Origin of the sequence: Asticcacaulis sp. (genome assembly GCF_047605585.1) — a bacterium.
Classification (GTDB): Bacteria; Pseudomonadota; Alphaproteobacteria; order Caulobacterales; family Caulobacteraceae; genus Asticcacaulis.
The window spans coordinates 109,597-122,967 of sequence record NZ_JASGFK010000008.1 but is presented as its reverse complement, the minus strand read 5'-3'; the positions used below and the strand labels follow the sequence as shown (position 1 = coordinate 122,967).

11 protein-coding genes are annotated in these 13,371 nt (G+C 62.7%); 8 read left to right on the top strand and 3 right to left on the bottom strand.

The genetic code is table 11. The annotated features are described in order from the left end of the window. Nucleotides 1-111 precede the first annotated feature (111 nt). Both QM647_RS16400 and QM647_RS16395 read left to right on the top strand, forming a co-directional pair. The gene (locus QM647_RS16400) at nucleotides 112-2,913 is read left to right on the top strand and encodes a DUF5695 domain-containing protein (RefSeq protein WP_414996628.1); all 2,802 of its coding nucleotides are present in this window, start codon (nucleotides 112-114) and stop codon (nucleotides 2,911-2,913) included. A 67-nt stretch (nucleotides 2,914-2,980) separates the two neighbouring features. Continuing rightward, a complete protein-coding gene (locus QM647_RS16395; RefSeq protein ID WP_414996627.1) occupies nucleotides 2,981-4,405 on the top strand; it encodes an APC family permease in 1,425 nt (474 codons plus the stop codon). A gap of 56 nt (nucleotides 4,406-4,461) precedes the next feature. Here the strand turns inward: QM647_RS16395 and QM647_RS16390 are convergent, their stop codons facing one another. After that, on the bottom strand, nucleotides 4,462-5,115 hold the full coding sequence (locus QM647_RS16390) for a GntR family transcriptional regulator (RefSeq protein WP_414996626.1): 654 nt from the start codon (nucleotides 5,113-5,115) through the stop codon (nucleotides 4,462-4,464). A 223-nt stretch (nucleotides 5,116-5,338) separates the two neighbouring features. After that, a complete protein-coding gene (locus QM647_RS16385) occupies nucleotides 5,339-6,253 on the bottom strand; it encodes a dihydrodipicolinate synthase family protein (protein WP_414996625.1) in 915 nt (304 codons plus the stop codon). Between the two features lie 86 nt (nucleotides 6,254-6,339). On the opposite strand from QM647_RS16385, the gene QM647_RS16380 reads away from it, so the two are divergent. The 4 genes from QM647_RS16380 (at nucleotide 6,340) to QM647_RS16365 (ending at nucleotide 9,752) form a co-directional block, all read left to right on the top strand. Then, nucleotides 6,340-7,575 carry an NAD(P)/FAD-dependent oxidoreductase gene (locus QM647_RS16380; protein WP_414996624.1) on the top strand — a complete coding sequence of 412 codons (1,236 nt, stop codon included), beginning with the start codon at nucleotides 6,340-6,342 and terminating at the stop codon, nucleotides 7,573-7,575. 10 nt (nucleotides 7,576-7,585) lie between these two features. Then, nucleotides 7,586-8,767: a M24 family metallopeptidase gene (locus tag QM647_RS16375; protein WP_414996623.1), complete on the top strand. Its 1,182-nt coding sequence runs from the start codon at nucleotides 7,586-7,588 to the stop codon at nucleotides 8,765-8,767. A 99-nt stretch (nucleotides 8,768-8,866) separates the two neighbouring features. Continuing rightward, nucleotides 8,867-9,328 (top strand): MarR family winged helix-turn-helix transcriptional regulator, encoded by a 462-nt coding sequence (locus QM647_RS16370; protein ID WP_414996622.1) that lies wholly within the window; start codon nucleotides 8,867-8,869, stop codon nucleotides 9,326-9,328. Nucleotides 9,329-9,350: 22 nt separating this feature from the next. Further along, a complete protein-coding gene (locus QM647_RS16365; protein WP_414996621.1) occupies nucleotides 9,351-9,752 on the top strand; it encodes a DUF1398 family protein in 402 nt (133 codons plus the stop codon). Nucleotides 9,753-9,756: 4 nt separating this feature from the next. On the opposite strand, the gene QM647_RS16360 is transcribed toward QM647_RS16365, so the two are convergent. Continuing rightward, on the bottom strand, nucleotides 9,757-10,365 hold the full coding sequence (locus tag QM647_RS16360; protein WP_414996620.1) for a poly-gamma-glutamate hydrolase family protein: 609 nt from the start codon (nucleotides 10,363-10,365) through the stop codon (nucleotides 9,757-9,759). A 165-nt stretch (nucleotides 10,366-10,530) separates the two neighbouring features. Between QM647_RS16360 and QM647_RS16355 the strand changes: the two genes are divergently transcribed. Together QM647_RS16355 and QM647_RS16350 are read left to right on the top strand one after the other, a co-directional pair. Further along, nucleotides 10,531-11,004, top strand: coding sequence for a VOC family protein (locus tag QM647_RS16355; RefSeq protein ID WP_414996619.1), 474 nt, complete (start codon nucleotides 10,531-10,533; stop codon nucleotides 11,002-11,004). Nucleotides 11,005-11,336: 332 nt separating this feature from the next. Beyond that, on the top strand, nucleotides 11,337-13,358 hold the full coding sequence (locus tag QM647_RS16350; RefSeq protein WP_414996618.1) for an AAA family ATPase: 2,022 nt from the start codon (nucleotides 11,337-11,339) through the stop codon (nucleotides 13,356-13,358). Nucleotides 13,359-13,371: the final 13 nt, after the last annotated feature.

Below are 13,371 nucleotides of genomic sequence, written 5' to 3'. Positions count from 1 at the left end.
CCGTGATCAGGCCGCGCCCGTCGGGACAAACTTTATGCGTCTGTCGCGCTCGTCACTCCGGCGCGGCAGGCGCCTTCTTTGTTTCAATACTCGCTGACGAAAGCGCCTGCTATGACCCTTCGCCCGCCCGCCCACATTTTACGCACCTGTTCCAGCCTGATGGTCCTGACGACGGTGCTGGTCCTGGGCGCTGCAAGCGTGCCGGCCGTCGCGGCGGAACCGGTGGCGGCCGCGTCGCATCCATGGAACAGCCCGGACGCGCAGGTTTCAGTCTTCGAGACGCCGGACTTCATGCTGTCGCTGCAGGAGACCTCGCAGACCCTGGTGTCGCTGGCGCCCAAGGCGGCGAAGGATGGGTTCGACTTCGCCCCGGCCAACCGCTTTACCCAGCGCCTAGGTGATGGGGCCTATCGTATCGGCGATCTCGACCTGCGTCTGCGGACCGTGGGCAGTGAGGCCTGGAGTGACTATTCCACCGCCTACAAGCGCACCAGGGTCAAGCCGCTGAAGGTGAAGGGCGCTTTGGCCGCCGCTGATATCACGCCTTCGCTTGGGGCCGGTTTCCCGCTGAAGGTGACGCGCACCTGGTCGGTCGTCGCCGGCAAGCTGGTTCTGCGCTATACCCTGACCAATCCGGGCAAGACCGCCATCGAGATCGGTGGCTTAGGTCTGCCGATGGTGTTCGACAACATTATCACCGGCCGTCATCTCGACGATGCCCACGAAACCGCTTCCTTCTATGACCCCTATGTCGGCCGTGATGCCGGCTATCTCCAGGTCAACCGCCTGAATGGCGCGGGGCCTTCGCTGCTGGTCCTGCCGGAAAAGAACACGCCGTTCGAGCTGTACAAGCCGATCCTGAACGAACGCAATCCGGACAAGTCGTTGAAGATCTATAACGACCCTGAACAGCGCAACATGACCTTCGAGGGTTTCTACGACTGGATGGTCGCCTCGAAGGGCTTCGCCGATACCGAGTGGAAGGGCATCCAGCAGTGGAACGAAACGACCTCTCTGGTCCTGAAGGCGGGCGAGAGCCGGACCATCGGCGTGCGCTTTGTGCTGTCGCCGGGCGTCCGCGAAATCGAGACCACCCTGATGCAGAATGGCCGTCCGGTCGTCGTCGGTTTGCCGGGCTATGTGGTGCCGACCGATACCGATGCCGAACTGTTCGTCCATTCGGCGCAGACGGTGAAATCTGTCAGCATCTTCCCGGAAGGCGCGCTTGAGGTTGGTACGGCGCAGAAGGCAAAGGACGGCTGGGTAAAATACGCCGTCACCGGCAAGATTGACGGCCGTGCGCGTATGACTATCACCTATGCGGATGGCTCGGTTCAGACCGTGCAGTATCTCGTCACCAAGCCGGAGCAGCAGGTGGTGGCCGATATGGGCCATTTCCTGACGACGAAGCAGTGGTACGAAAATCCGTCCGATCCCTTCAAGCGCAGCCCGTCGATCATGGGCTATGACCGTGACAAGAACGAGATCATCACCCAGGACAACCGCGTCTGGATCTCCGGCCTGAGCGATGAGGGCGGGGCCGGTTCGTGGCTGGCCACCATCATGAAGCAGCTCGATAATCCGGTGCCGGAAGAGGTGGCCAAGTTCGAGCAGTTCGCCGACACCACCCTGTGGGGGCAGATCCAGACGCCGGATGGCTCGGATAAGTATGGCGTGCGCAAGTCGGTGATGTTCTACGATCCGAAGACCATGCCGGAAGGCACCTATGATCCCAAGCTGAACTGGAACACCTGGTCGGCCTGGGACCGCGAGGGCGCCGCCGATCTTGGCCGCTCCTACAACTATCCGCACGTCGCCGCCGCCTGGTGGACGCTGTACCGCCTCGGCCGCTATCACGACGGCCTGACGACCAAGGAAACCTGGCAGACCTATCTGACGCGCGCCGCCGAGACCACCAAGGCGATGATGACCAAGGCGCCTTACTATACCCAGTTCGGCCAGATGGAAGGCGATGTATTCGTCTACATCCTGCAGGACCTCAAGCGCGAAGGCTATACAGACGAAGCGGCCGAGATCGAGACGATGATGAAGGGCCGCGCCGACATCTGGAAGACACTGAAATATCCGTTCGGCTCGGAAATGCCGTGGGATTCGACCGGTCAGGCCGAGGTCTATATGTGGTCGCGCTATTTCGGGGACGAAAAGGCCGCCGATGTGACCCGCGAGGTCATCCTGGCCTATGATCCGACCATCCCGCACTGGGGTTATAACGGCTCGGCGCGCCGCTTCTGGGACTTCCTCTATGCCGGCAAGCAGTCGCGCATCGAGCGCCAGCTGCATCACTATGGCTCGTCGCTCAACGCCGTGCCCCTGTTTGACGCCTATCGCGCCAATCCGTCCGACTTCCAGCTCCTGCGTGTCGCTTACGGCGGTCTGATGGGGTCGCTGACCAATATCGACAGCGAGGGCTTTGCCGGTTCGGCCTTCCACTCCTTCCCCGACGCGATGCACTGGGATGATATGAGCGGCGACTATGGGATGAGCTTCTATGGTCATGCTGTCAGCGCCGCCGCCTATCTGGTCGATCACCCGACCTTCGGCTGGGCCGGCTTCGGCGGCAATGTCAGTCAGGCAGACGGGCAGGCGGGAAGCGTGGTGACGCTCAAGCCGACCGACAGCGCCCGCGCCCGCCTCTTCATCGCGCCGGCGGGCCTGTGGCTCACCCTCGATGCCGGCAAGTTTACCGCGGTGAGCTATGATCCGGCGACGGGCAAGGTCACGGCGACACTGGCGGCCGCCGATGCCTATACCCCACAAGCGGTCCTGAACGTGGCGACCACCACGAAGGACGGCAAACCCTACACCGCCAACGCAGAAATGCAGCGCGGCGCCTATATCGTCAAACTGGGTGCAGCTGAAACGACCCTTGAGTTGACGCCAAAAGCCAATTAACACTTGTCAGGCCATCGTCCGTTCCCGGATGATGGCCTTTACTTTTTCTGTAATGGGGACCTTGAACATGGGACTTTTCGGACCGCTGAAGCCGCTCTACCGGGCGGAAGAAGACGGCAAGGCGCTGGCCAAGACACTGAGCTGGCCGCACCTGATGGCGCTGGGCATCGGCGGCATCATCGGCACCGGCATCTATTCGCTGACCGGCACCGGCGCGGGCCTGGCGGGGCCGGGCGTGCTTATCTCCTTCGCCCTGTGCGGCCTTGTCTGCGCCTGTGCGGCTTTGTGCTACACGGAAATGTCGACCCTGATCCCCACGGCGGGTTCGGCCTATACCTATACCTATTCGGCACTGGGCGAGGTCGTTGCCTGGATCGTCGGCTGGGCGCTGATTCTGGAATATTCCCTGGCCTGTTCCACGGTTGCCGTCAGTTGGTCGGCGCACCTGTTTGGCTGGTTGCATGATGGCGTCGGATTGCAATTGCCGGCCATGCTGATGAACGCCCCCCATGCCGGCGGCCTGATCAATCTGCCGGCCGTTCTGGTGTCGCTCGCCGTTATGGGCCTGCTGCTGATCGGCGCGCGCGAAAGCGCCACGCTCAACATTCTCTTGGTCATCATCAAGATCGTGGCCCTGGGCGCCTTTATTTTCTTCGCCCTGCCGGCTGTCAAGGCCGGTAATTACGATCCGTTCGCGCCCTATGGTTTCCTGGCGCACGAGATGGAAGGCAAGAAATACGGCATCATGGCCGCCGCCGCCATCGTCTTTTTCGCCTTCTTCGGCTTCGACGCCGTATCGACCTCGGCCGAGGAAGCCAAGAATCCCGGCCGTGACCTGACCATCGGCATCCTGGGCTCGATGGGTGTTTCCACCATCATCTATATGCTGGTCGCCGGCGCAGCCATCGGTGCCGTGGACTTCCACCAGTTCGCCTTCTCCGGTGAAGCCCTGCCGCATGTGCTGCGCACCCTGGGGCAGCCCTTGTTCGCGTCACTGGTTGGCGGCGCGGCACTTGTGGCCCTGCCATCGGTTATTCTGGTCATGATGTACGGCCAGAGCCGTATCTTCTTCGTCATGGCGCGTGATGGCCTGTTGCCGCAGGTAGTGGCCAAGGTGAATGCCAAGGGCTCGCCCGCCCTGATCACGACCCTGACCGGCCTGTTTGTCGCCGCCTTCGCCGGCTTCTTCCCGCTGGATGAGATCGCGGCGCTTTCCAACGCCGGCACCCTGATCGCCTTCGTGGCCGTGGCCCTGTCCATGCTGGTGCTGCGCAAGAAACTGCCCGACGTGGTGCGCACCTTCAAGACGCCCGCCCATTGGGTGGTCGGCCTGATCACCATTGGGGGCTGTATCTTCATCTTCTCCAGCCTGCAGGTCAAAGCCCAGGTCTTCACCCTGATCTGGATGGCGATCGGCCTGGTGTTCTATTTCTCCTACGGCCGCTGGAACAGCCGGGTTCGCAAGGAAGCCAAGAGCCAGGCAGCTGAGTAAAACAAAAGGCCCCGGATCACTCCGGGGCCTTTTTCTATGTGATATTGAGAAACGCTTCAGGCTTTCTCGGTCTCGAACTGCTTGCGCAGGTCGGCGAGGGTCATGCCGATATGCTGGCGCATCAGGGCGGCGACCTCTTCGGACTTGCCGGAGGACCACAGGTCGAGCATGGCCAGGTGTTCGTTATGGGCGCGGTCGTCGCGGCCGGCCGGCTCCAGGTGCTTGCCGACATAGCGTTCGGAAATGATGTTCAGACGCTCGATGATCTGGATGGTGACCTGACGGTGCAGCGGCCGAACCAGCGACATGTGGAAGGCGCGGTTGAGGCGACCGACCTGCGTCTTGTCGTTGGCGGCGGCAGCATCCAGCGCTTCCAGCGCTTCACGGGCGGCGGCCTTGTCGGCTGCAGTTGCCACCTTGGCGGCTTCGCCCACGGCTTCCGGTTCGAGTTTCAGACGCAGGGCGTAGACTTCCTCGACCTCATCGGCGTTCAGCGGACGAACGAAGAAGCCGCGATTGGCCTGCGACAGAAGCAGGCCATCCTGTTCCAGGCGGGCGAGGGCTTCGCGCAGGGGAATCTTGCTGACGCCGAGTTCGGCGGCCAGAGCGTCCTGGCGGATGGCGACGTCCGTAGGTATCTTGCCGGAAATGATGCGGTCACGCACCAGGGAGAAAATCTGTTCGGAAAGGGTTTGAACCACAATGCTCATGTACAGCGTCCGACTGGAGCGGAGACTCACCGGAAGTCCGGCGAATCCCCGACTCTGTATTTATAATATATACAACATCTAGGCACCCATTTCGCATGGTGACAAGAGATCAACACAGGATAGAATGACAAAATCTGACAATTTCGTTACTTTAATGTGCTGTTTTGGGCTCTGAATTGGGCCCGGGATGGTTATGACCGCCTGTATGGCGTCATATGATGACTTAGGCGGCTTTTGTGATCTTCAGGCTTGGCCTTGTAGCGGCAGCCTTTTCGACCATGGCGGTGACTTCGGCGCGACGGGCGCCGGTCAGCGGCATGCGCGGCATACGCACGCGTTCCGAACCGCGGCCCATGATCTGCTCGGCCAGCTTGATCGACTGGACGAGATCGTGCTCGGCATCGAGGTGCAGCAGCGGCAGGAACCAGCGGTAGATCTCGCGGGCGGTGGCGATGTCACCGGCTTCCAGCGCCTTGACCAGCATGACGGATTCGTGCGGGAAGGCCGAGGTCAGGCCGGAGACCCAGCCCTGCGCGCCCAACAGCAGGCCTTCGAAGGCCACGTCGTCGAGACCGGCGAACAGCACGTAACGGTCGCCGAAGGCATTGACCATGTCGGTGAAGCGGCGGGTGTCGGCGGTCGATTCCTTGACGGCAACGATGTTCTTCACCGGACGCAGGGCTTCCAGCGCTTCGTTGGTGATGGCGACGCGGTAGGCCGTCGGGTTGTTATAGAGCATGATCGGCAGGGTGGTGGCATTGGCCACTTGCGTAAAGTGCTCGACCAGTTCGGCGGTCTTGGGGACATAGACCATGGCCGGCAGCAGCATCAGGCCGGTGGCGCCGAGGGCTTCGGCATCCTTGGCCCAGGCGATGGCCAGGGGCGTGGTCAGTTCGGAGACACCGGTGACAACCGGAACGCGGCCGGCGACGACCTCGACGATCGCCTTCAGCAGGGTGCGCTTTTCTTCGGCCAGCAGCGAGTTGTTCTCGCCGCAGGTGCCCATGGCGATGATCCCGGTGACGCCGTCCTTGATCAGGTCGTCGACGACCCGCTGGGTCTCGGCGTAGTTGATCGAAAGGTCTTCGTTGAATTGCGTCGTTACGGCCGGAAATACACCCCGCCAGTCGATTGTCATGATAGAGACTCCCCCAATTGCTTGCGTATGAGTTTATACTGTATACTATGTACCATGCTGTGTTGCAACAAGGATGACAAGGACGAATGACGGCCTCCAAAAGTAGTTTAATTATCGGTGGCGGTGTGATCGGCCTGAATATCGCGCTCCAGCTCCAGGCGGAGGGGGGGCAGGTGACGCTGTGCGATATCGGCAGCGAGACTTCGGCGTCTTACGGCAATGCGGGACATATCGCGACCGAACAGGTCGAGCCTCTGGCCTCCATGGCTACGATGAAATCGGCCTGGCGGCGCTGGTTCATGCGCGGAGGGGCCCTGTCCCTGCCGCCGCAAGGGTTTTTCGCCTGGTTGCCGTTTTCGCTGCGTCTTCTGGCGGCGGCGCAACCGAAGCGTTTCGCCCATGGCACGGCGGTGATGCGCGACCTGCTGACCTCGGCCATGCCGGCCTGGAAACGACGGGTGGCCGACATCGGGACACCGGACCTGCTGTGCGAGGACGGGCACTTTGTCGCCTGGGAAACGCCGGAAAGCGCCGCCAAGGGGCTGAAGTCCTGGTCGTCTTCCGACACCGGCACGGCCAGCCTGCGCCCGGTCACCGATGAGGAAATGGCGCAGCTGAAGGCCCTGGCCCGGACGCCGATCCACGGGGCGATTCGTTTCAGCGGCACGGCGCAGATCGCCGATACCCGCCGGATGCTGGAAACTCTTAAGGAGCGCTTCATCGAACGTGGTGGACGCTATCTGCGCGACCGTGTCGAAAAGCTGATCGTCCGCAAAGGGAATGCCTGGGTGGTGCTGTCGGGCGGGGAGCAACTGACCGCCGATACCTTGGTCGTCGCTGCCGGCATTGCCTCTAAATCCCTCCTTGAAGGTCTGGGCGAAACCGTGCCGATGATCGCCGAGCGCGGTTACCATATCCAGACGCCGGATCACGGCTGGCCGAAAGGCTTCCCGCCGGTGGTTTTCGAAGACCGCTCGATGATCGTCACCGGTTTCGAGCATGGCCTGCGCGCAGCGAGCTTCGTCGAGTTCAATCGGGTCGATGCCACGCCTGACCCGCGCAAATGGGCGCGCCTGCGCCGCCATGTCGCCGATCTGGGCTTGCCGTTCGAAGGCGCCGGCAAAGAATGGATCGGCGTGCGGCCGACCTTGCCGGACTACCTGCCGGCTATCGGTCGCTCCGGGCGGGCGGATAATCTTTTTTACGCCTTCGGGCACCAGCATCTCGGCTTGACGCTGGGGGCGGTGACCGGCGAAATTGTCGCCGACATGATCCGCAGTGGCCGTGCCCCCGCGGCCTTCGATCTGTCGCGTTTTAACTAAGGAATACCCCATGATCGGTTCATCCACCCCCGAGGCCGAACTGGCCAAGCTGTCGGTCTATGCTCATCAGGCGCCGGCCATCACCGTCGCCGAGCGTCTGGCGCGTATCGAAAAAGCACGTAAGCTGACCCGCGACATGGGCGCCGATGCGCTTCTGGTCGGGGCCGGGGCCAGCCTCAACTATTTCGCCGGCGTACCCTGGGGCGCTTCGGAGCGCCTGGTCGGCCTGCTGATTCCTGTGACGGGTGAGCCTCTGATGATCTGCCCGTTCTTCGAGCTGGGTTCGCTGGAAGCCGACATGAAGATCACGGCCGAGTTCCGCCTGTGGCAGGAACACGAAAGCCCGCATGCCCTGATCGGCCAGGCCATGGCTGACTGGGGCGGCAAGGTGATCGCGGTCGATCCGGCCATGTCGTTCGAGATGGTCAGCCGCCTCGGTCGTGAAACCGGGCTGGACATCAAGGAAGCCTCGTCGGTCATCAATGGCTGCCGCATGTACAAGTCGGCGGCCGAACTGGCCCTGATGCAGCAGGCCAAGGACATGACCATTCTGGTCCATAAGGCTGTGGCGCGGATGGTCTATGAAGGCATCACCACCAAGGAGGTGAACACCTTCATCGAGGCGGCGCACCGCAAGCTGGGCGCTTCGGGCAATTCCTTCGTCATCACCCAGTTCGGACGTGGCACGGCCTTTCCGCACGGCCTGCCCGGCGAACAGCGTCTGAAGGAAGGCGATCTGATACTGGTCGATACCGGCTGTTACGTCCAGGGCTACACCTCGGATATCACCCGCACCTATATCTTCGGCCAGCCCAAGCCGGAATATCAGCGCATCTGGGATATAGAGAAGGAGGCGCAGGCCGCTGCCTTTGCCCGTGTCGAGGTCGGCCTGCCATGCGAGGCAGTCGATTACGCCGCCCGCGTCGTGCTGGAAAAGCATGGCCTGGGTCCGGACTACAACCTGCCGGGCACGCCGCACCGCACGGGTCACGGCATCGGTCTCAGCATTCACGAGCCGGCCTTCCTGGTGCGCGGCGACACCACGCCGCTGGCGCCGGGCATGTGTTTCTCCAATGAGCCGATGATCGTGGTGCCCGATACCTTCGGTGTTCGCCTCGAAGACCATATGTATGTCACCGAAAACGGTGCGAAATGGTTCACCGAGCCGCAGGAAGCCATCGACCGCGTATAGTTACGGGAACCGGCAGATCACTCTGCCGGTTCTTTTTCGATTATTTTGTTGACTAGGAAATTATCTAATGTAATTTCCTAGTCAACAAATGAGGTCGCCATGACTGATCCTGTCGAGCCCGCCCACCTGACGTCTCATCTCGGCTTCTGGCTGAGATTTGTCTCCAACCATGTTTCGCAGGCCTTTGCCCGCAAGCTGGAGGACCGCGACGTCACCGTGGCGGAGTGGGTGCTGCTGCGTGAGCTTTACGATGTGGACAGCATCGCGCCCAGCCGGCTGGCGGAACGCATGGGCATGACGCGCGGCGCCATCACCAAACTGGCCGATCGCCTGATCGCCAAAGGGCTGGTCAGCCGCGAAGCCAATCCCGACGATGCGCGCGCCCAGACCCTGGCGATCACCCTGGCGGGGCAGGGGCTGATCCCGCAACTGTCGGCGCTGGCGGATCAGAACGACGCCGCGTTCTTTGGCCATCTGACGCCGGCCGAGCGTGACCAGATCGAGCGCCTGCTCAGGGATATTATCGCACGGCGCGGCCTGACGGCCGTCCCCATCAGCTAGATTTCAAAAAAGGAGCGCGTCCATGCACGCATCTGTCACAGCCATCATCCATGACTGCCATGAGGCCACCGAACAGGACCGCATGGCCTTCCCGCAGATCCTGGCGGCACTGAACGCGGCCGGTATCGAGGGTTACAGCGTCGATTTTCGCCGCTCGACCAAGGCCTATTACCAGCCGGATGGTGACAGCCTCGAACTGTCGTTTCAGGCGGTGGGAGTGCCTGTCGCCGCCGTTTTCGATGCCGCGGCAGTCCAGGCGGCGATCCGCGAAGCCCAGGCGGGCGTGGCAGGCTACACCTATCGCGGCTTCTGCGAAAAGGTGATGGCGGCCGGTTGCGCCGGTTATATCGTCTCGATGCTCGGGCGTCGGGTGGTCTATTTCGGCCGCACGGCCGAGACCCACGTCGAGCTTTTTCCACAATAAGGAGTCAGCAGTCGGCCAGGACCGATTGCAGCCCGCTGCGGACGGCGGCGGCGAACTGGCCCATCAGGCCGGGGTCGGCCATCAGGCGTTCACGCAGGTCGTGGCTGAGATCCAGCTCGATTCCACGCCCGCGCAGGCCCCGGTTGCAGAGGTTATCGGCATGTTTGGCGCGGCTGGGCAAATTCAATATCCGAACCTCGAATTCGGCATGGCACAAGGCGTGGGCGACGGAGGACGCCAGGGCCTTGTCCAGGCCGTCGATCGAGATGTCGCTGCCCATTTCCTGCGCCGTGTAACGCCCGCGTATGGTAAGGGCGGTCTGACACGATTCCACCAGGGCGATGCCTTCTGGGCGATTGTGGACGGGGCGGCCGGTGAGATCGCTGCCGGCCGCCGTCCGATTATGACGTGACGCCAGCGTGTGAACGCTTAACGTGTCTCCGGCGATCTTCTGGGCGCAGATATCCGTGCCGGGTTCTTCCAGGCCGCCATACTGGGCCACGATGACAAAGCTCAGGCATGCGGTCCGTGTGCAGGTCGTGACCTCGTCCGCCTGCCCTTGAAGGGGCCGGGAATATTCGACAACGGTATCGGACAGAAATCTATTTGGCATTGTTTTTACCTCCACTTTTTTGCAACCTTACATAGAGTTTGGTTACTAAAATTTTACAAAAATGTAACCTCTCAAACTTGTGATGGTCGGTGCGGGCAGGGATATGTGTAGTTTGGCGGGAAGGCTGGCTTGAAGCGAAAGAGCGGCCAACAGAGGAACGGAAACATGTCCAAAAACACGATTTGCCTGTGGTTCAATCACGATGCCGAAGAGGCGGCGCGTTTCTATGCCGATACCTTTCCGGACAGTGCGGTCGGTGCCGTCCACAAGGCGCCGGCGAATTTCCCCGGCGGCAAGGCCGGCGACGCGCTGGTTGTGGAATTCACCGTCTGCGGCATACCGTGCATCGGCCTGAACGGCGGTGACACCTTCAGGCACAGCGAGGCTTTTTCCTTCCAGATCGCCACCGACGACCAGGCCGAAACCGATCGCTACTGGAACGCCATTGTCGGCAATGGCGGCCGGGAAAGCGCCTGTGGCTGGTGCAAGGACAAGTGGGGCCTATCCTGGCAGATCACGCCGCGCATCCTGACCGAGGCCATGGCGAAGGGGGGCGACGTGGCGAAAAGGGCGTTTGCAGCCATGATGGACATGGGCAAGATCGATGTGGCGAAGATCGAAGCGGCGATACGCGGTTAGGCTGAGGCGGGGTAACACGGCGCTGCCTGTGTCTTTTATGTGACGCCTGCGTGGCATATTGGCAAGGCGGCTTGTGCATCGTTTCAAAATTAACTATAGCGCTTGCTGTGCCGCCTTATGCGCGGCCAGATGGAGAATATGCATTGTTGGGATCGAATAACAGCCGGGGTCTGAAGCCCGCCGCGATCCTGCCTTTCGTCTGAGCGCCCCATTGGCGCCGTGGCGGGGCGGGAACGCCCGGGCCACACCCTGGTTCTGAACACTGAAGACCGAACGGGAACATCGCGAGATGCGCGGGATCGCGCGTCCGCCGAACAGACGAAGATAAAACCATGAACGAACATGCCATCGTCCGGCGCCTCGTGCTCCGGATCGCACGCGATCTCGTGCCGGTATCCCCGCCGGCGCAGAAGCTGATGACCTGGGCCGAGGCGAACCGCGTCTGGCTGCTGGGGGCGGCGCGTATTGAAAAAAAGAAACCGGCCAGCAAGGCGTCGGGTGAAAAGACGCTGGTCCAGATCGATTGGGGCTTGAAGCCTTTCCTGACCGACCTGGAAAAGGCGCCGACGCCGCAAGACACGCGTCCGCGCGTGCTCGACCTGGCCGATGAACTCGGTCGTCTGCTGCACTTCGGGCCTTTCGATGCCCGGCTGCTGACCCTGATGATTGCCTGCACGCGCCTGCCGCGCCTGGCCGATCTGCTCAACCAGATGGCGGACTCCATCCGGGACCTGCCGGCGGTGCTGGGCGAACTCGCCGGCGCCGATCCCTTGGAAGCCGGCCCCCGGGTGCGATCGAGCGAGGTGCTGAAACTGGACCTGCTGACCTTTGGCGTGCGCGCCAGGCATGACGATCCGGTCGAGATCAGCTGGGCGCTCGGTCGTATTCTCGACCGCGAGCCCGCGCCCGAGGATTTGGCGGAGGCCCTGGCCGGCAAGCGCCAGGCCGCCGCGCTCGATCTGACGGATTTCGCCCATGTCCACGATACGGCCTTTCTGGTGCGTCTGCTTGAGGGCGCGCGCCGGGAGCGTGCGCATGGCGTCAACATCCTGATCCACGGTCCGCCGGGCACCGGCAAGACCGAGCTGGCGCGTGCCCTGGCAGCCGCGGCGGACTGCCCGCTGCATGGTATCGGCGAGGCGGACGACGATGGCGAGGAACCGTCGCGCCGGGATCGCGTCCTGGCCCTGCTGATGGCGCAGCGTGTGCTGGGCGATCACAGCGGCGCTGTCCTGCTGTTCGACGAGATGGAAGACCTGATCGGCGGCGCGCAGCGGTCACGCGGCGACTGGTTCTCGCAGCGCGAGGGCAGTAAGGTGTTCGTCAACCGTATACTGGAAACCAATGCCGCGCCGGTCATCTGGGTGACCAATGCCGTCGGCAATATCGATGACGCCATTCTGCGGCGGATGAGCTTCATCCTGAAGCTTGACTTCCCGCCACGGCAGGCGGCGCAACGTATTCTCGGCCGGATCGCCCGCGACGAGGGCAGCCTGCCGGACGAGGCCATGACAAGGCTGGTCGACCGGTCGCCGGAAGCCACGAGCGTGCTGCGTGTTGCCCTGAAGGCGGCGCGTCTGGCGGGCGACGCGGACTGTGGATTGCGGTCGGCCACCTCTCTGGTGCGTGCCCTGCGTGGTGGCGACCTGCCGATGGACGGGCCGGGCGCGCTCGATCTGGACCTCTATGAGGCCGATCGTCCGCTGGTGACCCTGTTCGACAGCCTGCAGGCGTCAGGCCGCGAACCGGGTCTGCAGGATGTGTCTCTGCTGCTGACCGGTCCGCCGGGCACCGGCAAGACGGCCCTGGCGCATCATCTGGCGCGGGTGCTCGACCGGCCGCTGCTGGTGCGCCGGGCGTCCGATCTGCTGTCGAAATGGGTGGGCGAGACCGAGCAGAATATCGCCCAGGCCTTCGGGGATGCCCGCAGGCAGGAAGCAGTGCTGCTGTTCGATGAGGCGGATTCGCTGCTGTACGACCGCACGCGGGCGCGCAGTTCGTGGGAGGTTGGTCAGGTCAATGAAATGCTGACCTGGCTGGATCGCCATCCGCTGCCAGTCATTGCCGCGACCAACCATCCAGGGCAGCTCGATCCGGCCACGCTGCGCCGCTTCGTCTTCAAGCTCGATCTGAGGCCGCTGGGGGCGGATCGTCTGCGGCGCGCCTTCGTGCGCTTCTTCGGCCTGCCGGCCCCGGCGGGACTGGTGGCCCTGCGCAACCTGACGCCCGGGGATTTCGCCGTGGTGGCCCGGCAACTGCGTCATGCCCCGGCGGCCGATGCCGAGGCAATTCTCGACCGCTTGAGCGATGAAAGCCGGGTCAAGCCGGACATGGGTGTGAAGATAGGCTTCTGATGCCGTGCATTCG